The organism is Rhodovastum atsumiense (assembly GCF_937425535.1).
Taxonomy (GTDB): Bacteria; Pseudomonadota; Alphaproteobacteria; order Acetobacterales; family Acetobacteraceae; genus Rhodovastum; species Rhodovastum atsumiense.
This window is the reverse complement of sequence record NZ_OW485601.1, coordinates 2175857-2200011: the sequence shown is the minus strand read 5'-3', so window position 1 is coordinate 2200011 and position 24155 is coordinate 2175857. Positions and strand designations below refer to the sequence as shown.

Genomic DNA, 24155 nt, shown 5'->3' with positions numbered 1-24155 from the left:
CAGCGGCCGAAAGACTGCCCGGGTCAGGTTCCGGGATGGGGCGTTGCGCGCTCGAAGAAGCACCGCTCGGGCAAAACCGGGCGTTCCGCGCCGAAAGAGAGCCGTACGCTCAGGATCCGACCACCTCGACGGCGCGGCGGCGTCGTACCACCCTGCCGGCAAGGCGCGAGAGATCATCGAGCAGCGTAAACACCACCGGCACCACCACCAGACTCAGCAGCGTGGAGGTGATCAGCCCGCCGATCACCACCAGCGCCATCGGCGAGCGAAATTCCGAATCCGCACCGATCCCCGCGGCGATATGGGCCATGCCCGCGGTCATGGCGATGGTGGTCATCACGATCGGCCGGGCGCGTTTGCGGGCGGCCTCGACCAGGGCGGCGGTGCGCTCCAGCCCGGTTCGCCTTGCCACGATGGCGTATTCCACCAGCAGGATGGAGTTCTTGGCGACAATGCCCATCAGCATCAGCACGCCGATCACCGCGGACACGCCCAGCGCTTTTTGTGCCAGCAGCAGCGCCATCAGCGCCCCGCCCAGCGACAGCGGCAGAGCCGACATGATGGTCAACGGCTGCACGAACCCGCCGAACAGCAGCACCAGCACCAGATAGACCAGCAGCACCCCGGTGCCGAGCGCCACGGCGAACCCGCCGAACAGCTCGCGCATGACTTCCTTGTCGCCGGTCTCGCGTTCGCGGATGCCGTCGGGCAAGACGTGCATGATCGGCAGCGCCGCCACCAGCTTGGTGGCGGTACCCAGCGGCATGCCGTTGAGTTCCGCTTCGATGGTTGCCTTGCGCACCCGGTCCAGCCGGTCGATCTGTGCCGGGCCGGCGCCGTAGCGGATCTCCGCCACCGCATCCAGTGGCACGGCGAGGTCGTTGCGTCCGGCGACCCGCAGCGCGCGCAGCGTGTCCAGGTCGCCGCGCGCGGCTTCCGCCAGCATGACCCGGATCGGGATCTGCCGGTCCGGTAAATTGAAACGCGCGAGGTTCTGGTCGATATCGCCGATGGTGGCGATGCGGGCGGTGGCGCCGATGGCGGCGGCCGAGATGCCGAGTTCCGCCGCGCGTGCCTCCCTCGGCAGGATCTGCAATTCCGGCCGGGCGAGGCTGGCGGTGGAGCGCGCCCCGGCAAGAGCGGGGATGCCGCGCATCTGCCGTTCCAGTTCCCGTGCCGCGTCGGCGAGCTTTCCCTGGTCGTCACCGATCAGGGTGATCGAGACCTTGGCCCCGCTCTGCCCGTCCGCGCCGAAGCGCACGCGCGCGCCGGGGATGGCTTCCAGTTCCGGCCGCACCAATGCCTCGACGCGCTGCTGGCTCAGCCGGCGCTGGTCACGCGGCACCAGCGTGACCGTCAGGTTGGCGGTGCGCGGGTCGCCCGAGCGGGTGACGTTGCCAAGCATCGGCGCGCCGCCGCCGGTGCTGGCGGTGCCCAGCGAGGCGAACACCGATGCCACTTCCGGCCGCGCCTTCAGGATGGCGGTGGCGCGCTGCACCACCACCTCGGTGTCGGTGAGGGTGGCGCCGGGGGCAAGCTCGATCGACAGCGCCGAGCGGCCGCGATCGGCGGCCGGCATGAAATCCGAAGGGATCAGCGGCACCAGCGCGATCGACAGGCCGAAGAACCCCAGCGCCCCGGCGATCGCCGCCCAGCGATGGCGCAGGCACCAGCGCAGCAGGCCCAGGTAGCGCCGCCCGATCGCCCCGTCGCCGACCTCGCCGGTAGGGCGGCCTTCGGCCGGCTTCAGCAGATAGGCGCTCATCAGCGGCGTCAGCAGCCGCGCCACCACCAGGGAGAAGGCGACGGCGGCGGCGACGGTCAGGCCGAACTGGCGGAAGAACTGGCCGGGGATGCCCGGCATGAAGGCGACCGGCACGAACACCGCCAGGATGGCGCCGGTGGTGGCGACCACTGCCAGCCCGATCTCGGCCGAGGCGTCCATCGCCGCCTGCCAGGCGCCGCGCCCTGGCCGGGTGCGCAGGTGGCGGACAATGTTTTCGATCTCCACGATGGCATCGTCGACCAGCACGCCGACCACCAGCGTCAGCCCGAGCAGCGTCACGTTGTTCAGCGAGAAGCCAAGCCACTTCATCAGCAGGAAGGTCGGGATCAGCGAGAGCGGCATGGCCAGGCAGACGATGCCGGTCGCCCGCGTGTCGCGCAGGAACAGCCAGACCACCAGCACCGCCAGCGTCGAACCCACCACCAGCGCCTCGATGGCGGCGTGGAACCCGGCCTCGACGAAGGTGACGGTGGAGGCGACCCGGCGCAGCTCCACGCCGGGATGCGCGGCCTGGACCGCGGCGGTCCGTTGCGCCACCTCGGCGGCGACCGTCACTTCGGACGAGCCACGGGTGCGCAGCACCTCGAAGCCGACCACTGGCCTGCCATCCAGCCGGGCGGCGCTGCGCACCTCGGCGGTGGCGTCGGTGACGTCGGCCAGATCGGCCAGCCGTGCGGTGCGCCCGCCCGGCAGGATGATCGGCCGTTCCCGCAGCGCCTGCACCGAAACAGCGGAACCGAGCGTGCGGATGGTCTGCTCGCTCGCCCCCAGCGTGCCGCGCCCGCCCGGCAGGTTGAGGTTCCAGTCGCGCAGTTGCTGGTTCACCTGCACCGCGGTGATGCCCAGCGCCAGCAGCCGGTCCGGCCGCAGCGCCACCCGGATCTCGCGGTCGACGCCGCCCACGCGGTTGACCTGGGCCACGCCGGGGATGGCCAGCAGCGCCTTGGCGACGGTGTCGTCGACGAACCAGGAAAGCTGTTCCTGGTTCATGAACGGGGCGGCGACGGTGTAGGTCAGGATCGCGCCGCCGGTGGCCTCGACACGGGTGATGATCGGGTCGCGGATGCCGGCCGGCAAATCGGCACGGATTTGCGCCACCTTGTCGCGCACGTCATTGGTGGCGCGGTCGGGATCCTTGCCGAGCGCGAATTCCACCGCCGTGGTGGAAGCGCCGTCCACCACGGTCGAGGTGATGTGCTTGACGTCGCCCAGCCCGGCGATCGCGTCCTCGACCCGGCGCGTGACCTCGGTTTCCAGGTCGGCCGGCGCGGCCCCGGGCTGCATCACCGTGACCACCACCGCCGGCAGCTCGATGTCGGGCGTGGTGTTGATGCGCAGCGACGGGAAGGCGACCAGCCCGCCGAAGGTCAGCAGCAGGAACAGGACGATGGTCGCGACCGGGTTGCGAATCGCCCAGGCGGAGATGTTGCGGGGCTCGCCTTGCTGCAAGGTGCGCGCCTCAGTGGCCGGTGGCGACGCGCACGCGGTCGCCGTCGGAGAGGAACCCGGCGCCGGCCGCCACCACGCGATCCCCGGCGGCGAGGCCCTGCGTCACTTCCACCAGCCCCTCGCGCCGCGCGCCGGTGCCAAGCGGGCGCTGCACCACGCGCTCGCCGCCCTCGGGCAGCACGAAGACGACCGGGCCGCCCTCGCGGAACACCACGGCTTCCTGTGGCACGGTCAGCACCGCGGCGGCGTCCGGCCGGATCTCGGCACGGGCGAACATGCCGGGGCGCAGGAAGCTGTCCGCCGGCAGGGCGACATGGACGACGCCCAGCCGGGTGTCGCTGGCCACCACCGGGGCGAGGGCACGGATCTGTCCCTCGATCTCCCGCTCGCCATGCAGCACCCGCACCTTCTGGCCGGGGCGCAGGCCGGCGAGTTCCAGTTCGGGAATGCGCGCATCCAGTTCCAGCCGGCCGTCGCGGATCAGCCGGAACAGCTCCTGCCCCGGCTGGACGACGGCGCCGGGCAGCACCCCGCGCTTGCTGATCACCCCATCGGCCGGGGCGCGGATGCGGGTCTGGTCGAGCCGCGCCACCGCCTCGTCGCGCCGGGCCCGCGCCGAGGCCAGCCTTGCCTCTGCCTGCCGCGCCGCGGACTGGCGCTGGTCAAGCGTCTGGCGGGAGACGGAGTCGCTGCGGGTCAGCTCCACGGAGCGGTTCAGGTCGATCCGGGCGAGTTGCAGCACCGCCTCGGCCTCGGTGACGGCCGCTTCCGCCTGGGCCGCCTGCGCGGCCGGCACGGCATCGTCCAGCCGGGCCAGTACCTGCCCGCGCGTGACCTTGTCGCCTTCCTCGACCGCGACTTCGCTGACGCGCAGCCCCCCGGTTTCGGTGCCGACCACCAGTTCCTGCCAGGCGACCACCGAACCGTCGCCGCTGACCGTGCGGGCGAGCAGCCGCGGCGTGGCCGGAGTGAGCAGGACAGTGAGCGCCGGCGGCGGCTCCGCCGGGACAGCCGCCGGCGCCACCGCCGCCGGCCGGCGTGCCGCCAGATGCGGCGCCGCCAGGACCACGGCGATGCCGGCAAGCAACACCACGCCGGCGCCAGCCAGCAACAGGGCGCGCCGCTGTGGCTGTGCCGCCGCAACTGCGGCAAGCTGCCTCCGGTCGGAGGAAACGTGGTCCTGCATGTGATCTCCCGGCGGGGCGGCTGCTTGCATCTTGACCGCTCGGTCAATATCTCGCCGCGTATCTAAGGTTGTTGACCGGAAGGTCAATCACCCTGGAGAAGGACGTCGCATGGTGGATGCGCAAGGCGCGGCCACGGTTGAAAACCACACGCGCCGGCGCCTCGCGCCCGCGGAGCGCATGCCCCAGATCCTGGAGGCGGCTCTCGGAGAATTCACCGCACGCGGCTACGCCGGCGCCAGCATGGCCGCGGTCGCGCTGCGCGCCGGAATCGCCAAAGGGTTGATTTACCATTACTTCCCGTCCAAGGCCGCCCTGTTCCGGGCAACCGTCCAGGCACGCATCCAGCCGGTGCTGGAAGAGGCGGAGCGACTGGTGGCGGAATTCCGCGGCCCGGCCTGCGACTTGCTCCGCTTGCTCCTGGCCCTGGCCTACGCCCGCGTAGCCGCCGCCCCCCAGGAACGGGCCCTGTTCCGCCTGATCGTCACCGAGGCCGAACGCTTCCCCGAACTGGCGAATCTCTACCAGGAAGACGTACTCGCGCGCGCCTTCCGGATCGTCGCCACCGTGCTGCGGGCGGGGGCGGAATCGGGAGAATTCCGGGCGGAAGTGGGCACGACGCCGGGCCTCGCCGAGACGGTGATCGCACCGGTGATCACGGCTTCGGTCTGGCAAATGATCCTGGGCCCGGCCGCCCCGGACGTGGCGTCGCTGCAGGCCGCGCAACTGGACCTGTTGGTGCATGGATTGACGAAAAGATAAGGGAAGTAATTGTAGGGCGGATAAGCGTAGCGCAATCCGCCAATGGAAGCCGATTACCTTACAGCGCTTTGCAATGGCGGATTGCGCTACGCTTATCCGCCCTACATTTTTGCTGCGCGGCGCTCATGCGGTGGAGACAGCGGCTCCGCCCCTGCAGCCAACCCGCCGATACTCGCCAGGACTGACCGCCATCCATTTGCGGAATGCCCGGTGAAAGGCACTCGGCTCGGCGAAGCCGAGCGCAGCGGCGATGTCGCTGACGTCGCGGTCGGAGTTGGTCAGCCAACCCAGGGCGAGATCACGGCGGATCTCGTCCTTGATCATCCGATAGCTCTGGCCTTCTTCGCGCAGGCGGCGACGCAAGGTCGAGGCAGGCAGGCGTAGCTGGCCGGCCAGTGCCTCGAAATCTGGCCAGTCGGCCGGCGGCAGCGCCCGTAGGCGCCGGCGGATCCCCGCGCCGAGCCCGGCATCGTGGCGATAGCGGACCAGGATGTTCATCGGCGCCCGGCGCAGGAAATCCTGCAGCGCCCGCTCGCTGCGATTGACCGGCAGGCGCAGGAAACCGGCATCGAAGGCCAGCCGGCTGGCAGGCTGGCCGAACCGCACCGGGGCGCCGAAGAACGAGTGGTACTCCGCGCCGTGGCTGGGCTCGGCACAGCGGAAATCGACGTGGCGCAGCGGGATGCGGCGCCCGACCAGCCAGCAGGCCACCCCGTGCAGCAGGATCCAGTAGGTGCGATAGGCGAAGGCGGACCGGGCGGCACCGCCATCCCGCAGCGTGATCCAGGCCAGGCCGCCCGCGACCGACACCTCGCCGCGCGGGTCGTCAAGCATCAGCGCCAGGAAGCGCGTCGCCCGCCGCAGCGCCTGCCCGAGCGTGGTGCTGTGCAGCACGCACAGGCACAGCATATCGAAGCCGCCCGGCCGCATCGGACGGGCGGCAAGGCCAAAGAACTCGTCGTCCAGCGCCGCCGCGACCTCGCGCCAGAACAGGCCGTACTGCTCGGCCGAGACCCGGCCGTCCCGGCCTTGCACCTGCTCCGGCGCGATGCCGGCGGCCTGCAGCAACGGCCCGGCCGGCAGCCCGCGTTCCCGCGCGCAGTCGAGCGCGTCGTGGACAAAGCAGGCCGCGATCATCCGTCGTTCCATCGCTTTTCCGCCGCCGGCCACGCCCTGGGAGATTGCAGAATCGCTCATGAATTTAGATCGGTCCGGGCATGGATTGCCACTTGCTTGCTGGTCTAGCCTCCCTTTCAGCGGTCGAGGCCGGTCAGGCCAGCCGACAAGAAGAACCCGTCGCGGAGGAAACGCCATGAGCGAGTACGCTCAGGGCCCCGGGCATCCGCCCCGGGGCCCCGACTACCAGGATGCCGTCGCCGCGTTCCGGCTGCAGGCCCTGGCGGCCAGCCTGCGGGGCAGCCTGGAGACGGGACTGAACGCCTGCGTGGAGTGCTGTGACCGCCACGCCGACGATCCCACCCGCATCGCCCTGCTCTGGGAAAGCCATGACGGCCGCAGCGAGACGCTGACCTTCGCCGCGCTGAAGGAGCGTGCCGCCCGCTTCGCCGGATTCCTGCGGGCGCGGGGCGTGCAGCCCGGCGAAGTGGTGGCCGGCATGCTGCCGCGGGTGCCCGACCTGCTGGCGGTCATTCTCGGCACCTGGCGTGCCGGTGCGGTCTACCAGCCCTTGTTCACCGCCTTCGGCCCGAAGGCGATCGAGCAGCGGCTGCAGACCAGTGGCGCGATGCTGGTGGTGACCGACCCGGTGAACCGTCCCAAGCTCGACGAGATCCCGGGCGCGCCACCGGTCGCCGTGATAGGGGGCACCGGCATCCGGGCCGGGGATTTCGACCTTGCCGCCGAACTCGCCCGGCAGGCGCCGGAGTTCGCGCCGGTGCCGCGGCGCGGCGAGGATCTGTTCCTGATGCTGTCGACCTCCGGCACGACCGGGCTTCCCAAGGGGGTGCCGGTGCCGTTGAAGGCGCTGCTCAGCTTCGCCGTCTACATGCGCGACGCGGTCGATTTGCGGCCGGAGGACCGGTTCTGGAACATCGCCGATCCGGGCTGGGCGTACGGGCTTTACTACGCCGTCACCGGCCCGCTGCTGCTCGGCCACGCCACCACCTTCTATGACGGGCCGTTCACCGTCGAGAGCACCTATCGCCTGATCGCGAAGCACGGGATCACCAACCTCGCCGGTGCGCCGACCGCCTACCGGCTGCTGATCGCCGCGGGGCCGGAAGCGGCGCGCCCGGTGAAGGGGCAGCTTCGTGCCGTCAGCAGCGCCGGCGAACCGCTCAATCCCGAGGTGATCCGCTGGTTCGCCGAGCATCTGGCGGCGCCGATCTACGACCATTACGGCCAGACCGAACTGGGCATGGTGGTGTGCAACCATCATGCGCTCAGCCATCCGGTGCGGCCCGGCTCGGCGGGGCTGGCGATGCCGGGCTACCGGGTCGCCGTGCTGGACGAGCAGAACCGGGAACTGCCGCCGCACCAGCCGGGGGTGCTGGCCATCGACATGACGCGGTCGCCGCTGCTGTGGTTCGGCGGCTACTGGCAGCAGCCGACGCCGGCGATCGAGGGCGGCTATTACCGCACCGGCGACGTGGTGGAACTGGGCGAGGACGGCAGCATCGCCTTTGTCGGGCGGGCCGATGACGTTATTACCTCGGCGGGGTACCGGATCGGCCCGTTCGACGTGGAAAGCGCGCTGATCGAGCATCCCGCCGTGATCGAGGCGGCGGTGGTCGGCAAGCCCGACCCCGAGCGCACCGAGATCGTCAAGGCCTTCGTGGTGCTGGCCGATGGGTACGCGCCGTCGGAGGAACTGGGCGAGGAACTGCGCCAGCACGTGAAGCGGCGGCTCTCGGCGCATGCCTATCCGCGCGAGGTTGCCTTCGTGCCGTCCTTGCCGAAGACGCCGAGCGGCAAGCTGCAGCGTTTCATGCTGCGCAACCAGGAAGTGGCGGCGTCCCGGCCGGTTTCGGCCTGAGCGGCAACGGAGTGGGCGGATGCGGATCGAGAATCGCGTTTTTCTGGTCTCCGGCGGCGCCTCCGGCCTGGGGGCGGCGACGGTGCGGGCGCTGGCGGCGGCAGGGGCGCGGGTGGTGATTGCCGACCTCGCGCGCGAGGCAGGGCTGGCGCTGGCGGCGGAGCTGGGCGAGCGGGCGCGGTTCGTCGCCACCGACGTCACCAGCGCCGCGGATGGCGAGGCGGCGGTGGCGCTGGCGCGCACGGCGTTCGGTGGGCTGCACGGGCTGGTCAACTGTGCCGGGGTGGCGCCCAGCGAGCGGGTGCTCGGCCGCGCCGGTCCGCATGGGCTCGACAGTTTCGCCCGCACTGTCGCCATCAACCTGGTCGGTAGTTTCAACATGATCCGGCTGGCGGCGGCGCTGATCGCCGAGGGCGAGCCGGATGAAGGGGGCGAGCGGGGGGTGATCGTCAATGCCGCCTCGATCGCCGCCTTCGACGGGCAGGTCGGGCAGGCGGCCTATGCGGCGTCCAAGGCCGGGGTGGTGGGCCTGACCCTGCCGGTGGCGCGGGAGCTGGCCCGGGTGGGCATCCGCGTCGTCACCATTGCCCCCGGTGTGTTTGAGACCCCGATGATGGCGGCGATGCCCGCCGATGTCCGGGAATCGCTCGGCCGCACCGTGCCGTTCCCGTCGCGCCTGGGTGATCCCGCCGAGTTTGCCGCGTTGGTACGGCACATCTGCGAGAATCCGATGCTGAACGGGTCGGTGATTCGCCTGGATGGCGCGCTGCGCATGCCGCCCCGCTGAAACGAATGGGGTCCAGGGGCCTTGTGGCCCCTGGCGGGTGCAGGGCGGAGCCCTGCCCTTAAACGGGAGGAACCGATGAGTGCCAAAGATCCCATCGTGATCGTGGGCTCTGCCCGCACGCCCATGGGTGGCTTCCAGGGCGACCTGAAGGACCTGACGGCACCGGCCCTGGGGGCCGCCGCGATTTCCGCTGCCATCGCGCGGGCTGGCATTGCCCACGATGCGGTGGATGAACTGCTGTTCGGCTGCGTGTTGCCGGCCGGGCAGGGCCAGGCGCCGGCGCGCCAGGCGGCGCTGGGGGCCGGGCTGCCGCTCGGGGTCGGGGCGACCACAATCAGCAAGGTCTGCGGCTCCGGCATGAAGTCGGCGATGCTGGCGCATGACCTGATCCTGGCCGGCAGTGCCGGGGTAGTGGTGGCCGGCGGCATGGAGAGCATGTCCAACGCGCCGTATCTGCTCGACCGTGCCCGCGCGGGCTACCGCATGGGGCATGGGCGGGTGCTGGATCACATGTTCCTCGACGGGCTCGAGGATGCCTACGACCGTGGCCGACTGATGGGCACCTTCGCCGAGGATTGTGCCACCGACTACCAGTTCACCCGGGCAGCGCAGGACGAGTACGCCATCACCTCGCTGACCCGGGCGCGGCAGGCGATCGCGGATGGCAGTTTCGCCGCCGAGGTGGTGCCGGTGACGGTGCGCACCGGCAAGGCCGAGCGTGAGGTTGCGCAGGACGAGCAGCCACCGAAGGGGAAGCCGGAGAAGATCCCGACGCTGAAGCCGGCGTTCCGCGAGGGCGGCACGGTGACGGCGGCCAATTCCAGCTCGATTTCCGACGGGGCCGCGGCGCTGGTGCTGATGCGCCTGTCGGAGGCGGAGCGGCGCGGTCTGACGCCGAAAGCCGCGCTGGTCGGCCATGCCACGCATGCGCAGGCGCCGCATCTGTTCCCGACCGCGCCGGTCGGCGCGATGCGTCGCCTGCTGGAACGCACCGGCTGGCGGCATGACCAGGTCGATCTGTACGAGATCAACGAGGCCTTCGCGGTGGTGGCGATGGCGGCGATGCGGGACCTCGACCTGCCGCATGACAAGGTGAACGTGCATGGCGGGGCCTGTGCGCTCGGGCATCCGATCGGGGCCTCGGGGGCGCGGATCATGGTGACGCTGCTGGCGGCGCTGGAGAAGTATGGGCTGCGTCGCGGGGTGGCCTCGCTGTGCATCGGTGGCGGCGAGGCGACCGCGGTCGCCCTGGAACGGCTGTCGTGAAGGGGGGGCGGGCATGATCCTGACCGACGCACAGGCGCAGATCCGCGAGGCGGCGCGCAGCTTCGCGCAGGAGCGCCTCGCCCCGTTCGCGGCCGAATGGGACCGGGCGCACCGCTTCCCGGCCGAGGCGCTGCGGGAGATGGGGGAGCTTGGCTTCCTCGGCATGCTGCTGCCGGAGGAGTACGGCGGCTCGGATGTGGGCGAAGTCGCCTATGCGCTGACGCTGGAGGAGATCGCCGCTGGCGACGGCGCCTGCTCCACCATCATGAGCGTGCACAGTTCGGTCGGCTGCATGCCGATCCTGCGCTTCGGCACCGAGGCGCAGAAGCGGCATTTCCTGCCGAAGCTGGCGAGCGGGGAATGGATCGGCGGCTTCGCCCTGACCGAGCCGCAGGCGGGCTCGGACGCGTCGAACCTGCGCACGCGGGCGCGGCGCGACGGCGATGACTACGTGCTGTCCGGAACCAAGCAGTTCATCACCTCGGGCCAGAACGGCCGGGTGGTGATCGTCTTCGCCGTGACCGACCCGGCGGCCGGCAAGAAGGGGCTGACCGCCTTCATCGTGCCCACCGACACGCCGGGCTACGAGGTAGTGCGGGTGGAGGAGAAGCTCGGCCAGCACGCCTCGGACACCTGCCAGATCGCCTTCAACGACATGCGCCTGCCGGCCTCGCTGCGGCTGGGCGAGGAAGGGCAGGGCTACCGGATCGCGCTGGCCAACCTGGAAGGGGGGCGCATCGGCATCGCTGCCCAGTCGGTGGGCATGGCGCGTGCCGCGCTGGAGGCGGCACGGACCTACGCGCACGAGCGCACCACGTTCGGGCGCAAGTTGATCGAGCACCAGGCGGTCGCCTTCCGGCTGGCCGACATGGCGACGCGTGTCGAGGCCGCCCGCCAACTGGTGCTGCACGCGGCGGCGTTGCGCGAGGCGGGGCAGCCCTGCCTGACCGAAGCCTCGATGGCCAAGCTGTTCGCCTCAGAGGCGGCCGAGGCGGTGTGCTCCGCTGCCATCCAGATCCACGGGGGGTACGGGTACCTGGCCGATTTCCCGGTAGAGCGGATCTATCGGGACGTGCGCGTCTGCCAGATCTACGAGGGCACCAGCGACGTGCAGCGGATCGTCATCTCCCGCAGCCTGTGAGGCGCGGGGGGCGCGCCTCGCCCCATGACGATGGGATGAATGGCATGGACAGGAGGCGGCATTCCGCCTCTACATGCCCCCATGCTCCCGGCCCCGATTGCTCCCCGACTTCATCGTCATGCGCCGCCCCCGCGCGATGTCCGTTCCCGTGGGGGCGTGGCGCTCGCTCTCGTGTTCGTGTTGGCTGGATGCACGTCCAGGCCGGATTTCCTGGCGCGCAGCCAGCAGGATTGCGGCCTGGGCGACCGCGAGGCCTGCCGGATGCTGCAGGTCCTGGACCCGCCCAGGATGGGCAAGGCGCCCTTGTCGCGGGCCACGCAAACCGAGAAGGACGTGCAGGCCATCCTGCAGGGCATGGCCCGGGCAAAGGCCTCGCCGCGCACCGGCTATCGCGAGAACGTTCCCTTGCCGGAGGCACCGGCGCAGGTGGCACCGGCAGCCCCCCAGCCCATGCCGGCGCAAGCCCCGGCGCAGGAACCGGGCCCGCAATAGGGTGATCGTGGCCCGTTTCCGACAGATGGATCTCTCCCGTCGCGTGACGCCGGACATCCGCTGACGGCGATGCAGCGCGCTAAAAGACAGCACGATGTTGACTTTCAATTGTATCCACGACTTTTTTCTCGCGCACTGCGTCCATTTCGTTCTGTATCCATCTCAGGTGCGACCTTGCTGAAGAATTCGAAGAAGCGGATTGGTGGCAGGAAGCTTGCCAACTTCATCAATATGCCCGGTCATTTGCTGCGCCGGTGTCACCAGATTTCCGTTGCGATCTTTCTTGACGAATGTCAGGCCTTCGACCTGACCCCCTTGCAATTCAGCGTTCTTGCGGCCCTGTCCAGTTACGGGGCGCTCGACAAGGCGACGCTCAGCCGCGTTGCCGCACTCGATCGCACGACGGTCTCGGTCGTGCTGAAGAACCTGCAGGAGCGCGGCTTCGTGGCGAGTCGGGCGTCCGATCAGGACCGCCGTGCCACATTGAATGACATCACTGAGGACGGGCTGGCGACGCTGCGCGCCGCACAGTCGGACGTCGTGCGGGCGCAGGAGCGGATGCTTGCCCCGCTCAATGAGGATGAACGCGTGGAATTCCTTCGTCTGCTGGCGAAGATGGCGGATGCCAACAACATGTTCAGCCGCGCACCGCAGCGTACGCCGAAAGCCTGACATCCCCCTGCGCGACGTTTCGCCGTTTCGCGTCGTTCCGGGTTTGACATACGCATAATTGTGCATTTAGCTATGCGTATCGCCGCGAAGCGGCGGCCAACAGGGGGAAGAAGCGGAATGGGCGCGTCCAAGGGGGACGTCGTCATTGCCGGTGGTGGCATTGGCGGCGTATCGGCAGCGATCGGGCTGGCGAACCTGGGCTACAAGGTGACGGTGCTGGAACAGGCACCCCAGTTCGGCGAGATCGGCGCCGGCATCCAGATCGGTCCAAATGCCTTTCACGCCATGGATTATCTTGGCGTGGGTGATGCCGGCCGTGCCAAGGCCGTGTACATCGACCGGCTGGTCATGATGGATGGCCTCACCGGGTCGGAAATCGCTCACATCGATGTCGGTGAGGCGTTCCGGGCCCGCTTCCGGAACCCGTACGCGGTGATCCATCGCGCGGATCTGCACGCGGTTTTCCTGGAAGCCTGCCAGGCCCACCCGAATATCCGCCTCGTGAACAACCAGCTTGTCCTGGGCTATGCCAACACCCCGCGCGGCGCCAAGGTGATCACTGCCTCGGGTGACAGTTTCGAAGCCGACGCGGTGATCGGCGCCGACGGCGTGCGGTCACGCATTCGTGCCCAGCTCGCGGGCAATGACGAGCTGAAGCTCTCTGGCCATGTCGCCTATCGCGCCGTGCTGTCGATCGACGAGATGCCCGAGGATCTGCGCTGGAACGCCGCCACGCTCTGGGCTGGGCCGAAATGCCACATGGTGCATTATCCGCTGCAGGGCTGGAAGACGTTCAATCTGGTGGCAACGTTCGTCACCAATGTCGCGGATGTCGGCAGCAACGAGCCGGGCACGCGCGAGGAAATCCTCGACCAGTTCGGGCAGATCGTGCCCAAGGCGCGCAAGCTGCTGGAGGTGCCGAAATCCTGGCGGCGCTGGGTGCTGGGCGACCGGGACCCGATCGAAAACTGGGTGGACGGACGCGTGGTGCTGCTCGGCGACGCGGCGCATCCGACCCATCAGTATTTCGCCCAGGGGGCCTGCATGGCCATGGAAGATTCGGTGATGCTGGCTCACCAGTTGGAAAAGCACGGCGGCGACTTTGCCGCGGCCTTCGCGGAATACCAGCAGGCCCGTATCGTGCGCGCCTATCGCGTGGTGCTGTCCTCGCGCGCCATCGGCAAGCATGTCTACCACGCCGAGGGCGCCGAACGCCTGGTACGCAATGCGGTGATGGGCGCGAAGACCCAGGACGAGTGGTGCGAGAGTCTGGCGTGGCTTTACGGCGGCACCGGCCTGACCACCATCACCCTCCAGGCCGCGGCGTAGGGGGCGTGGTCATGACCCAGCTTGGCACGCTCGAAGATCTTCCGGCCGCGTATCGCGACGCATTGACCGCCCACAATCTCGTGCCGCTCTGGCCCAGCCTGCGCGCGGCGCTGCCCTACGACATTCCGGCACGCCGCACCCGGCCGATCGCCTGGCATTACGCCGATATCCGGCCGCGCCTGCTGCAGGCAGGCGAGCTGACGCCGATCGAAAAGGCGGAACGTCGCGTGCTGGTCCTGGCGAATCCCGGCCTGGGCCTGGCCAACATGCAGGCGACGCCGTCGATCTATATCGGCCTGCAACTCATCCTGCCCGGAGAGACTGCCCCGAACCACATGCACAGCCCCAGCGCCGTCCGCTTCGTGGTGGAAGGGCAGGGGGGCTATACGGTGGTGGATGGCGAGAAGCTGCCGATGGACAAGGGCGACCTGATCCTGACGCCATCCGGCCTGTGGCATGAGCACGGCCATGAGGGCAGCGGCCCCGTCATATGGCTGGACGCACTCGATCTGCCGACCGTCTTTGCACTGGAGGCATCGTATTGCCTTGAAGGCGCACCGCAGGTCCTGCGTAACCAGCCGGACGCCTCGCAGACCTTCTATACCCGCTCGGGCTTCGTTCCCTTCGCATCGCTCAATGCGACGAAGCCCCGCTATCCGTTGCGACGTTTCCCCTGGAAGGACGCCAAGGCGGCGCTGACGGCCCTGGCGGGCGTGACCAATCCCGGGCAGCCGGTGCAACTGGCCTATGTCAATCCCGAGACCGGCGAGCCGTGCATGCCCGTGCTGGGTTTCTCGGCCATCATGCTGCGGCCAGGGGAGACCATCACGCCATGGCGCCGCTCGGCCTCCGCGGTGCTGCATGTCATCGAGGGCGAAGCCCAGGCGCAGATCGACGGCGTGACGCTCGATCTCGTCGAGAGCGACACCGTGGCGGCACCGACGCATGCGCGCGTCACGCTGGCCAACCGGTCCACTCTGCGGCCGGCCTTCCTGTTCCAGGTGGACGACGCGCCGATGCAGCGCAAGCTCGGGTTTTTCGAGGAATTCGAGTCCTGATAAACGCTTTTCGGTCACCGCCGCACAGCGCGTGACCGGCTGCCGGCTACGACACCGCGCATGCAAACATGCTCGGCCGAGGGGGAAAACCAATGAACGACTATCTGTGGACGCCGCCGTCGATCGCCTCTCTGCCGGTGCGGGGCGAGACCAGGCGACTGCCGGTCAACCGGCTGTTCTTTGTCGGCCGCAACTACCATGCGCATGCGGTGGAAATGGGCCGGCCGGTCGACAAATCCGTCGAACGGCCCTTCTACTTCACGAAGTCTCCGCAAACCATCGTGGAAAGCGGCGCGATCACGCCCCTGCCGCCGCAGACCACGGACTTCCAGCACGAAATGGAACTGGTTGTCGTCATCGGCAGGTCCGGTTTCCGCGTACCGCCGCAGGATGCGCACGCACTTGTCTATGGCTATGCCTGTGGCCTGGACATGACACGCCGCGATCTGCAACTGGCGGCGCGCGACAAGGGACGGCCCTGGGATCTGGGCAAGGATGTCGAAGCGTCTTCGGTTCTGTCGGAGATCGTGGCGATGCCGGGGATCGTGCTGGAACACGGCGAGATCGCCATGACGGTCAACGGCGAGATCCGCCAGCGTTCCGACCTGGGCAAACTGATCTGGAACATCCGCGAGATCATCGCTGATCTTTCGCTGTTCTACCACCTGCAGCCAGGCGACATCATCTTCACCGGCACCCCCGAGGGGGTCGGCCCGGTGGTGGCAGGCGATGTCATCGAAGGCAGCATCGCGGGGGTTGGCTCGATCCGGCTGACGATTGGGCCGTCAGCCTAGAGCAGCAGCATCCGAGGTACTGCCCCGGATCAGGTTGCGCATCGAAACCAAAATCATAACAAGCGCCTTTCCATGAATCTGCCACCAAGGCAGAAGGGGGAACTCATGTCCGGAGTCGTCAATGTCTCCGATCTGATCAATCATCGAAGGATTGGTCGTTTCCAGGTGGTGGTTGCCACGCTCTGTTTTCTGATCGTGGCCCTCGATGGCTTCGACACCGCGGCGATCGGCTTTCTTGCCCCGGCGATCCGGGCCGAATGGCAGCTTGGGCCGGCCGAGCTGGCGCCCCTGTTCGGCGTTGGCCTGGCGGGCCTGATGGCGGGGGCCTTCCTGTTCGGCCCGCTGGCTGACCGAATCGGCCGAAAGATGGTGCTGCTGATTTCGGTGATGCTGTTCGGTTTCGCGAGCCTGGTGTCGGCGTACGCGCCGTCGCTTGCGACGCTGCTGGTGTTGCGTTTCATCACCGGCCTGGGCCTGGGCGGCGCCATGCCGAACTCGGTGACGCTGACCTCCGAATACTGCCCAGAACGGCATCGCCTGTTCCTGGTTACCACCATGTTCTGTGGCTTCACCATCGGCTCCGCCCTCGGCGGCCTGGTCTCCGCCCACCTGGTCGAAGAGTACGGCTGGCGTTCGGTATTGCTGATCGGTGGCGTGCTGCCGCTGCTGCTGCTGCCCCTGCTGGCCTGGAAACTGCCGGAATCGGCACGGTTTCTGGTGATCGCGCAGCGTGGCAACAAGCGCATCACCGCCGTGCTGCGCCGGATCGCGCCGGAGATGACGTTCCAGGATGTGCGCTTCGTTCTCAATCATGCCAAGCCCAAGGGGCTGCCGGTCGAGCACCTGTTCAAGCCGGATCTGGTGCGTGGAACGTTGCTGCTCTGGCTTGCCTTCTTCGGCAGCCTTCTGATTATCTATTTGCTGTCCTCGTGGCTTCCGACGCTGGTCAAAAGCACCGGCGTGTCGTTGAGCACGGCTTCTGTCGTGACGTCGATGTTCCAGGTCGGTGGCACGCTTGGCGCCATCGTGCTCGGCTGGTTGATGGATCGTTTCGAGGCAAGCCGGGTGCTGGCGCTCAGCTATGCGCTGGCGGCCGTGTTCATCGCGGCCATCGGCAGTCTGACCGCGTCTCCCTGGCTCGTCGGGGTCGCGGTGTTCGGCGCCGGGTTCTGCCTGTCAGGCGGTCAGGTGGGAGCGAATGCATTCTCGGCCAGTTACTACCCGACCGATTGCCGGGCAACCGGCGTGGCCTGGGCGAATGGGGTGGGGCGCTTCGGGTCAGTGCTCGGCTCGATGGGCGGCGGCCTGCTGCTGGCGGCAGATCTCTCGCTGCCGACCGTGTTCCTGCTGGTGGGCGCTCCGGCGCTGGTGAGCGCGCTGGCGATGGCCATGATGGGGCGTCGCAGCGAGACCGTCGTTGTCACCGGAGAGCCGGCATGAAGCTCTACAATTTCTTCCGTTCCGGCACGTCGCACCGGCTGCGCATCGCCATGAACCTCAAGGGCGTGCAGGCCGAGTATATCGGCGTGGATCTACGCCGGGAGGAACACAGGCAGGACGCCTACCGCGCCATCAATCCGCAGATGCTGGTCCCGGCGCTGGTGGAGGACGGCGACGTGTTCATCCAGTCGACGGCGATCATCGAGTGGCTGGAGGAACGCTACCCGGATCCGCCCTTGCTGCCCCGGCAGGTCCGGGACCGGGCCCATGTCCGTGCCATGGCGTCCATCATCGGCTGCGATATCCACCCGCTCAACAACCGGCGGGTGTTGGAGTCCCTGCGCCGGAATTTCGCGGCTGATGCCGCGGCGGTCGACTGCTGGTGCGCCGAGTGGATCGGTGCCGGCTTCGATGCCATCGAGGCGCTGTTGGCGGCAGACCGGCACCGCGGCGCCTTCTGTTTCGGTGAGGCGCCGGGGCTGGCGGATGTCTATCTCGTCCCGCAGGTCGAGAGTGCGCGACGCTTCAATGTCGATCTGCAAAGATGGCCGCTGATCCTGGCGGTGGATGCGGCATGCGCGGAGCTGGACGCCTTCCGGCAGGCGGCACCGGGCCGACAGCCCGATGCCGGTGCCAATACCGGCCATGCCGGGATTGGTGTGAAGCAGGCCAGTCAGGCCCCGGCCGGATAATGAGCGATTCCGCCGTCGCCATGCGGCGACGGCGGAACGCTATGGTTTCGGCTTTTCCTGGTGGCCGCCGAATTCCCAGCGCAGGGCCGAGAGCAGCCGGTTGGCGAAATCCGCGCTGCCGCGTGACTCGAACCGATTGAACAGGGCCGCGCCGATGACCGGTGCCGGGACGCCTTCCTCGATGGCGGCCTGCAGGGTCCAGCGCCCTTCGCCGGAATCCGAGACCCGCCCGCTGAACGCGGCAAGATCGGGGCTGGCGCGCAACGCATGCGCCGACAGGTCGAGCAGCCATGAGCCGACGACGCTGCCGCGCCGCCACAGCTCGGCCACCCGGGCGATGTCGATGTCATAGGCATAGCGCTCGGGATGGCGCAGCGGCGTGGTCTCGGCGTCCTTGTCCCGCTTGACCAGCCCCGCATCGGCATGGCGGAGGATGTTGAAGCCCTCGGCGTAGGCGGCCATCAGCGCGTATTCGATGCCGTTGTGCACCATCTTGACGAAATGCCCGGCGCCATGCGGGCCGCAATGCAGGTAGCCCCATTCGGCCGGCTCGGGCGGGCCACTTGCGCCCGTGGTGCGCGGCGCCGCCTCCACCCCTGGGGCGAGCGTGCGGAAGATCGGGTCGAGATGCTGCAGGATCGGTTCCTCGCCACCGATCATCAGGCAATAGCCCCGCTCGCGCCCCCAGACCCCGCCGCTGACGCCCACATCCACATAATGCACCGCCCGAGGCCGCAATGCCTCGGCGCGGCGGAGGTCGTCGTGGTAGTAGGAATTCCCGCCATCGACCACGATGTCGCCCGGCTCGAGCAACGGGGTCAGGTCGTCCAGCACCGGATCGACCACCGCCGCGGGCAGCATCAGCCAGACCAGGCGCGGCTTTTCCAGCTTGCGGACGAAGGCTTCCAGGCTGTCGCTGCCTTCGGCGCCCTTGCCGACGAGGTCCATCATCGCGGCGGCGTGTGCGTCATAGACCACGCAGTCATGGCCCGCGGCGAGCAGGCGCTCGACCATGTTCGCGCCCATCCGCCCCAGTCCGATCATGCCGAGCTGCATCCCGGGTGTCCTTCTCCGTGGGTCTACCAGGGCCGAGCATGGGCCATGCGGCGGCGGTAGGCGATGGAGTACTTTTATTTTGAACACGTTATAAAAAACCGATCGCCGGTTGGTACTTTGTGATGGGACTGAATCTGCGGGATTGACGCAATAACAGTCCCGGTAATAAATGGTTCAGGAAGCGACACGGCGGCGGAGGGTGCGATGCGGAAGAAGCCGGGACAGGCCGTCGGGCGTGCGCTCCGGGCCCAGTTGCAAAACGCCTCCGGCTCCGCGGCATCGGTCGCGGACCGCTTCGGGGTGAATCCCAAGACCGTTCTGAAATGGCGCCATCGCGATGGGGTGGAAGAGCAGCGCCGGGGACCGGCGGTGTCGCGCTCGACCGTGCTCAGCCTGATTGAAGAGGCGGTGGCGGCCCTGGTCCGCCACCAGAGCCGGCTGCCCCTCGACGACGTCCTTGCCGCGTTGCACCCGGTCCTGCCGCGCCTCACCCGGTCCGGCCTGCACCGGCTGTTCCGCCGCCATGGCCTCGGCCGCCTGCCGGAAGCTGCCCCGGGGGACGAGGCCGAGGGCACGTGGCGGCTCGACGTCATCTCCCTGGCGGCACCGGCCGGCACGCGGGCAGTCTTCGTGGCTTTCGATGCCGCGTCGAAATTCGCCTGTGCCAGCCTGCACAGCGGCGCGACCGCGGCGGAGGCGGAAGCGGCCCTGGCCGCGTTGCTGCAGGCTGCGCCCGAGCGGCCGCGCGTGATCGTCACGCCCGATGCCCCGCCTTTTTCCGGCGACGACGCCTTTGCGCGGGCCTGCCGGGCTGTCGGCGCAACGCACCGGATCATGCCGGCCGATGTGCCGCTCACATCGATCCGACAGGTGCTCGCCGCCGACGGCACGTTGGCCGGTGTCAGCGATGCGGCGTTGACGCAGCATCTGGCCGATGCCCTGGCGGCGTACAACCGTTCCTGCACGTTGCGTGTGCTCAAGGGCAGGGCGCCGCTTGATGTTCTCGCGGCACGCCAGGCGCGCCCGCGCGGTCGCGCCGCCACCGTCCGCGACGTCGCCGCCCAGGTCGGCGTCTCGCCGATGACCGTCTCGCGCGTAGCCAACAACGACCCGGACGTGAGCGACAGCACCCGCCAGGCCGTGCTCGCCGCCATCGAGGCGCTGGGCTACGTCCCCAATGCCTCGGCGCGGCGCCTTGCGGGACGATGGGTGGCGCAGCTCGGCCTGCTCTACAGCAATCCCAGCGCCGCCTATCTCGGCGAGATCCTGGTGGGGGCCATCGAGGAAACCGGTCGGTCCGGCCATCACCTCGTGCTCGAACGCTGCCAGGACGCCGAGGATGAGCGGGCCATCGTGCGTCGCCTGATGCGGCGCAACATCGATGGGGTCATCGTTCCGCCGCCGCTGTGCGATTCGCCGGCGGTGCTGCAGGCGCTGCGCCAGGCCGACATCATCGCGGTCGCCGTCGCCGGCGGCAGTGCCGATACCGCGGAGTTGTCGGTGCGCATCGACGATGCCGCCGCCGCCGAGGCGATGACCCGCCATCTGATCTCGCTGGGGCACCGGGACATCGGCTTCATCAAGGGCAATCCCAACCAGCGTGCGAGCGGCCTGCGGGAGGCCGGGTTTCTCGCCGCCTTGCGCGCGGCGGGCCTGCCGGCGCCGCCGGAGCGCCGGGCGCAGGGCTATTTCTCCTACAAATCCGGCATCGCTGCCATGCATGAGCTGCTGAGCGCCGGCCGTCCCACCGCGGTCCTGTGCAGCAATGACGACATGGCCGCAGCGGCCGTTTCCGTGGCGCATCAAAATGGCCTTGCGGTGCCGCGCGACCTCAGCGTCGTGGGCTTCGACGATACCCTTGCCGCCACCATCGTCTGGCCGGCGCTGACCACGGTGCGCCAGCCGATCGCGCAGATGGCCGAGCGCGCGGTGAAGCTGCTCGCCGCCGCGCTGAAGGCGCGCGAGGCCGCCACGAAGCCGCCGGCCCCGCATGTCGTGATCCCCTACACCATTACGTTGCGGGACAGCTCGGCACCCCCTCCCATGTCGTCGCGGTGATGCAGACGCGCGGAGTTGACGGCATCGGCGTCTGATTGTTATCGGTAACGGAGACGACTGCGGCTGCCACGGGGGACCGGGCATGCCTTTGTCGCGCAGCCCTGCTGCGGCCTTGCGGCACCGATCCCCGGCTGGCCACCACGGCACCGTCAATGCCGCGTACCCCGGTTGTTGGGGCACCAATTGGAAACGCAAAGAATGCCGAAGATCAGAGGGCTCCGGTGGTGGATGATCGGCCTGATCATGTTGGGCTCGATCATGAACTACCTGACGCGGAGCACGCTCGCCGTCGCCGCGCCGACAGTGCTGCAGGAACTTCACATCACCACGCAACAATATTCCTGGATCCTGGGCGGATTCCAGGCCGCCATCATGGCGCAGCCGGTTGCCGGCTACGTGCTCGACGTGATCGGGCTCAAGATCGGCCTGGCCATCTTCACCACCGCCTGGGCGCTGATCAACATGGCCCATGGCCTGGCCGGTTCCTGGCAGGCCCTCGCCGGGCTGCGCGTCCTGCTTGGCTTCGCCGAAGGGTCGGCCAACCCTGCCGGCATGAAGGCGACCGCCGAATGGTTCCCCGCCCGTGAGCGTGGCATCGCCGGCGGTGTGTACAACATCGGCGCGTCGGTCGGCTCGATGATCGCGGCCCCGCTCGTGGTCTGGACCATCCTGCACTACAACTGGCAGATGGCCTTCGTGATCACCGGCGTGATGGGCCTTGCCTGGGTCGTGCTGTGGCTGATCTTCTACCAGGCGCCGGAGAAGCATCCCGCGCTCTCGCAGGAAGAAAAGGACCATATCGCCGCCGGGCAGGAGACGCATCTGCAGAGCGACGGCCGGCGTCCGGCCATTCTCAGCATCCTCCGCCAGCGTCAGTTCTGGGGCATCGCCATCCCCCGCTTCCTCGCCGATCCCACCTGGGGAACGCTGAGCTTCTGGCTGCCGCTCTATCTGACCAGCGTGCGGCATTTCGATCTCAAGGAGATCGCGATGTTCGCCTGGATGCCGTTCCTGGCGGCGGATTTCGGCTGCCTCTTCGGCGGCTTCGTCGCCGCGAGCCTGCAGAAATACGCCGGCTTCACCCTGCTCAACGCAAGGCGATCCGCCTTCACCCTCGGCGCCTGCATGATGATGGGTGTCGCCTTCGTCGGCATGGTCGACAATCCCTATCTCGCCGTTGCCCTGCTCAGCCTGGCGGGCTTCGCCCACCAGACGCTCTCGGTCACGGTGATCACCATGTCCTCCGACCTGTTCCGCAAGAACGAGGTCGCGACCGTCGCGGGCATGGCCGGAACCTGCGGCAATGCCGGGCTGTTCCTGTTTTCGCTGGCGATCGGCGCGCTGGTGACGACGGTGGGCTACACGCCGTTCTTCGTCTGCCTGGGCGTGCTCGATCTCATCGGCGCCTGCGTGCTCTGGACCCTCGTGCGGGACCGTCCCGCCCCGGCCGCCGCGCCGGCGCTGCAGCCGGGGAACTGAGAAGATGTCAGCCGACGCGACGAAAATCCTCAACCCCATTCTGCCGGGGTTCAATCCCGATCCGTCGATCCTGCGGGTGGGGGACGACTACTACATCGCCACCTCGACCTTCGAATGGTTCCCCGGCGTGCAGATCCACCACTCGCGGGATCTCGTCCACTGGCGGCTGCTGACACGCCCGCTCCGTCGCGCGAGCCAGCTCAACATGCTCGGCGACCCGGATTCCTGCGGGATCTGGGCCCCCTGTCTCAGCTACAGCGACGGGCTGTTCTACCTCGTCTACACCGACGTCAAACGCTACGGCCGCACGACCGTGGCCGGAAGCTCGGGCGCCTCGCTGCGCGACATGCACAATTACGTCGTCACCAGTCCGCGCATTGATGGCGACTGGTCGGATCCGGTGTTCCTCAACAGCGCCGGCTTCGATCCGTCGCTGTTCCACGACGACGATGGACGGAAATACCTCGTCAACCTCGTGTGGGATCACCGACCCGGCCGGAACCGTTTCGGCGGCATCCAGCTCCAGGAGTATTCGCCGCAGGAGCAGCGATTGCTCGGGCGCCCGCAGGTGATCTTCCAGGGGACGCCGCTTGGCCTGACCGAAGGCCCGCATCTCTACAAACGACAGGGCTGGTACTATCTGCTGACGGCGGAAGGCGGCACGGGATGGAACCATGCCGTCACCTGCGCACGGTCACGCTCGCTGACGGGGCCGTACGAATTGCACCCTGATACCTACATCCTTTCTTCGCGGCACCGTCCGGACGTCGCGCTGCAGCGGGCCGGGCACGCGGATCTTGTCGAAACGCAGCAGGGCGAAACCTATCTCGTCCATCTCTGCGGCCGGCCACTGCGCAATCGCGGACGCTGCACGCTCGGTCGCGAGACGGCGATCCAGCGCATGGTCTGGTCGGAAGATGGCTGGCCCCGCACGGAAGATGGCCAGGGCCTGCCGCACACGGAGATCGCGGCGCCGGATTTGCCGCTGCATCCGTTCCCGCCTCCGGCCAGCCACACGGAGTTCGATTCACCGGACCTGCCATTGGAGTTCCAATGGCTGCGTTCACCCTGGCCGGAGGAACTGTTCAGCCTCACCGCCCGTCCCGGCCATCTGCGCCTGTTCGGACGGGAGTCGCCCGGCAGCCAGTTCCGCCAGGCCCTGGTCGCGCGGCGGCAGCAGGCGTTCTGCTACAGCGCGACCACGATGCTCGACTTCGAGCCCGAGGACTTCCAGCAGATGGCCGGGCTGATCTGCTACTACAACGGCGCGAAGTTCCATTATCTCCACATCACGCATGACGAAGCCATCGGCAAGCATCTGCGGGTGATGTCCGCCCTGCCGGACAGCCCGCAGGCGGATGCGTTCACGGCACCGATTCCGTTGCCGTCTGGCCTGCCAGTGCATCTGCGCGCCGAAGTCGATGAGGAGCGGCTGTATTTTGCGTATTCGCTGAACGGACGCGATTGGCAGTGGCTGCCCGGGCAGTTCGATGCCAGCATCCTCTCGGACGAGGCGGCGGCGCCAGGCACCCCCAATTTCACCGGAGCCTTCGTGGGATTGTGCTGCCAGGACCTCGCCGGCGGGCGGCGCCCGGCCGACTTCGATTACTTCGACTATCGCGAACGTCCCTTCACCGCCGATCCACGCGGTGCCGCAGGCGCCTGAAGACGACGTAAAAGCCGGGATCCTTGCCAGACTTCTTTAGGAAACGATC

Annotated in this window: 19 protein-coding genes; 15 read left to right on the top strand and 4 right to left on the bottom strand. The window is 68.5% G+C overall.

Annotation, left to right across the window (positions count from 1 at the left end; translation table 11 throughout):
• Positions 1 to 109: 109 nt before the first annotated feature.
• Both NBY65_RS10005 and NBY65_RS10000 read right to left on the bottom strand, forming a co-directional pair.
• Complete coding sequence (locus NBY65_RS10005; protein WP_150042343.1) at positions 110 to 3235, bottom strand: efflux RND transporter permease subunit; 3126 nt, start codon at positions 3233 to 3235, stop codon at positions 110 to 112.
• Between the two features lie 10 nt (positions 3236 to 3245).
• Positions 3246 to 4421 (bottom strand): efflux RND transporter periplasmic adaptor subunit, encoded by a 1176-nt coding sequence (locus NBY65_RS10000; RefSeq protein WP_162530671.1) that lies wholly within the window; start codon positions 4419 to 4421, stop codon positions 3246 to 3248.
• A gap of 109 nt (positions 4422 to 4530) precedes the next feature.
• On the opposite strand from NBY65_RS10000, the gene NBY65_RS09995 reads away from it, so the two are divergent.
• Positions 4531 to 5181, top strand: coding sequence for a TetR/AcrR family transcriptional regulator (locus NBY65_RS09995; RefSeq protein WP_150042341.1), 651 nt, complete (start codon positions 4531 to 4533; stop codon positions 5179 to 5181).
• Positions 5182 to 5304: 123 nt separating this feature from the next.
• Here the strand turns inward: NBY65_RS09995 and NBY65_RS09990 are convergent, their stop codons facing one another.
• Positions 5305 to 6378: an AraC family transcriptional regulator gene (locus NBY65_RS09990; RefSeq protein ID WP_203330566.1), complete on the bottom strand. Its 1074-nt coding sequence runs from the start codon at positions 6376 to 6378 to the stop codon at positions 5305 to 5307.
• 115 nt (positions 6379 to 6493) lie between these two features.
• Here NBY65_RS09990 and NBY65_RS09985 point away from each other — a divergent pair, with 115 nt between their 5' ends.
• From NBY65_RS09985 to maiA, 11 genes are all read left to right on the top strand, one after another.
• Positions 6494 to 8176 (top strand): AMP-binding protein, encoded by a 1683-nt coding sequence (locus tag NBY65_RS09985; protein ID WP_150042340.1) that lies wholly within the window; start codon positions 6494 to 6496, stop codon positions 8174 to 8176.
• A 19-nt stretch (positions 8177 to 8195) separates the two neighbouring features.
• On the top strand, positions 8196 to 8963 hold the full coding sequence (locus NBY65_RS09980; RefSeq protein ID WP_150042339.1) for an SDR family NAD(P)-dependent oxidoreductase: 768 nt from the start codon (positions 8196 to 8198) through the stop codon (positions 8961 to 8963).
• Between the two features lie 75 nt (positions 8964 to 9038).
• The gene (locus NBY65_RS09975; protein WP_150042338.1) at positions 9039 to 10229 is read left to right on the top strand and encodes an acetyl-CoA C-acyltransferase; all 1191 of its coding nucleotides are present in this window, start codon (positions 9039 to 9041) and stop codon (positions 10227 to 10229) included.
• A 13-nt stretch (positions 10230 to 10242) separates the two neighbouring features.
• Positions 10243 to 11370: an acyl-CoA dehydrogenase family protein gene (locus NBY65_RS09970; RefSeq protein WP_150042337.1), complete on the top strand. Its 1128-nt coding sequence runs from the start codon at positions 10243 to 10245 to the stop codon at positions 11368 to 11370.
• 156 nt (positions 11371 to 11526) lie between these two features.
• A complete protein-coding gene (locus NBY65_RS09965) occupies positions 11527 to 11862 on the top strand; it encodes a hypothetical protein (protein ID WP_150042336.1) in 336 nt (111 codons plus the stop codon).
• A gap of 174 nt (positions 11863 to 12036) precedes the next feature.
• Positions 12037 to 12534 carry a MarR family winged helix-turn-helix transcriptional regulator gene (locus NBY65_RS09960; RefSeq protein ID WP_203330565.1) on the top strand — a complete coding sequence of 166 codons (498 nt, stop codon included), beginning with the start codon at positions 12037 to 12039 and terminating at the stop codon, positions 12532 to 12534.
• A gap of 117 nt (positions 12535 to 12651) precedes the next feature.
• The gene (locus NBY65_RS09955; protein ID WP_150042335.1) at positions 12652 to 13863 is read left to right on the top strand and encodes a 3-hydroxybenzoate 6-monooxygenase; all 1212 of its coding nucleotides are present in this window, start codon (positions 12652 to 12654) and stop codon (positions 13861 to 13863) included.
• An 11-nt stretch (positions 13864 to 13874) separates the two neighbouring features.
• Positions 13875 to 14921 carry a cupin domain-containing protein gene (locus tag NBY65_RS09950; RefSeq protein ID WP_150042334.1) on the top strand — a complete coding sequence of 349 codons (1047 nt, stop codon included), beginning with the start codon at positions 13875 to 13877 and terminating at the stop codon, positions 14919 to 14921.
• 92 nt (positions 14922 to 15013) lie between these two features.
• Positions 15014 to 15715, top strand: a complete 702-nt coding sequence (locus NBY65_RS09945) for a fumarylacetoacetate hydrolase family protein (protein WP_150042333.1) — start codon at positions 15014 to 15016, stop codon at positions 15713 to 15715.
• 105 nt (positions 15716 to 15820) lie between these two features.
• Positions 15821 to 17155 (top strand): MFS transporter, encoded by a 1335-nt coding sequence (locus NBY65_RS09940; RefSeq protein WP_150042332.1) that lies wholly within the window; start codon positions 15821 to 15823, stop codon positions 17153 to 17155.
• Complete coding sequence (maiA, locus tag NBY65_RS09935; RefSeq protein ID WP_150042331.1) at positions 17152 to 17847, top strand: maleylacetoacetate isomerase; 696 nt, start codon at positions 17152 to 17154, stop codon at positions 17845 to 17847. The genes NBY65_RS09940 and maiA overlap by 4 nt, the downstream gene beginning before the upstream one ends.
• Before the next feature lie 39 nt (positions 17848 to 17886).
• Here maiA and gnd read toward each other — a convergent pair whose 3' ends face one another.
• A complete protein-coding gene (gnd, locus tag NBY65_RS09930) occupies positions 17887 to 18903 on the bottom strand; it encodes a phosphogluconate dehydrogenase (NAD(+)-dependent, decarboxylating) (protein WP_150042330.1) in 1017 nt (338 codons plus the stop codon).
• 204 nt (positions 18904 to 19107) lie between these two features.
• Here gnd and NBY65_RS09925 point away from each other — a divergent pair, with 204 nt between their 5' ends.
• The 3 genes from NBY65_RS09925 (at position 19108) to NBY65_RS09915 (ending at position 24106) form a co-directional block, all read left to right on the top strand.
• Positions 19108 to 20961, top strand: coding sequence for a substrate-binding domain-containing protein (locus NBY65_RS09925; RefSeq protein WP_239002888.1), 1854 nt, complete (start codon positions 19108 to 19110; stop codon positions 20959 to 20961).
• Positions 20962 to 21159: 198 nt separating this feature from the next.
• Entirely contained in the window at positions 21160 to 22440 is a 1281-nt protein-coding gene (locus NBY65_RS09920) for an MFS transporter (protein ID WP_150042329.1), read from the top strand.
• A gap of 4 nt (positions 22441 to 22444) precedes the next feature.
• A complete protein-coding gene (locus NBY65_RS09915; RefSeq protein ID WP_150042328.1) occupies positions 22445 to 24106 on the top strand; it encodes a glycoside hydrolase family 43 protein in 1662 nt (553 codons plus the stop codon).
• Positions 24107 to 24155: the final 49 nt, after the last annotated feature.

Coding starts and splice junctions, on each gene's coding strand:
- NBY65_RS10000 (WP_162530671.1), bottom strand. CDS start 4,421: ATGCAGGACCACGTTTCCTCCGACCGGAGGCAGCTTGCCGCAGTTGCG.
- NBY65_RS09995 (WP_150042341.1), top strand. CDS start 4,531: ATGGTGGATGCGCAAGGCGCGGCCACGGTTGAAAACCACACGCGCCGG.
- NBY65_RS09990 (WP_203330566.1), bottom strand. CDS start 6,378: ATGAGCGATTCTGCAATCTCCCAGGGCGTGGCCGGCGGCGGAAAAGCG.
- NBY65_RS09985 (WP_150042340.1), top strand. CDS start 6,494: ATGAGCGAGTACGCTCAGGGCCCCGGGCATCCGCCCCGGGGCCCCGAC.
- NBY65_RS09980 (WP_150042339.1), top strand. CDS start 8,196: ATGCGGATCGAGAATCGCGTTTTTCTGGTCTCCGGCGGCGCCTCCGGC.
- NBY65_RS09975 (WP_150042338.1), top strand. CDS start 9,039: ATGAGTGCCAAAGATCCCATCGTGATCGTGGGCTCTGCCCGCACGCCC.
- NBY65_RS09970 (WP_150042337.1), top strand. CDS start 10,243: ATGATCCTGACCGACGCACAGGCGCAGATCCGCGAGGCGGCGCGCAGC.
- NBY65_RS09955 (WP_150042335.1), top strand. CDS start 12,652: ATGGGCGCGTCCAAGGGGGACGTCGTCATTGCCGGTGGTGGCATTGGC.
- NBY65_RS09950 (WP_150042334.1), top strand. CDS start 13,875: ATGACCCAGCTTGGCACGCTCGAAGATCTTCCGGCCGCGTATCGCGAC.
- NBY65_RS09945 (WP_150042333.1), top strand. CDS start 15,014: ATGAACGACTATCTGTGGACGCCGCCGTCGATCGCCTCTCTGCCGGTG.
- NBY65_RS09940 (WP_150042332.1), top strand. CDS start 15,821: ATGTCCGGAGTCGTCAATGTCTCCGATCTGATCAATCATCGAAGGATT.
- maiA (WP_150042331.1), top strand. CDS start 17,152: ATGAAGCTCTACAATTTCTTCCGTTCCGGCACGTCGCACCGGCTGCGC.
- gnd (WP_150042330.1), bottom strand. CDS start 18,903: ATGCAGCTCGGCATGATCGGACTGGGGCGGATGGGCGCGAACATGGTC.
- NBY65_RS09925 (WP_239002888.1), top strand. CDS start 19,108: ATGCGGAAGAAGCCGGGACAGGCCGTCGGGCGTGCGCTCCGGGCCCAG.
- NBY65_RS09920 (WP_150042329.1), top strand. CDS start 21,160: ATGCCGAAGATCAGAGGGCTCCGGTGGTGGATGATCGGCCTGATCATG.
- NBY65_RS09915 (WP_150042328.1), top strand. CDS start 22,445: ATGTCAGCCGACGCGACGAAAATCCTCAACCCCATTCTGCCGGGGTTC.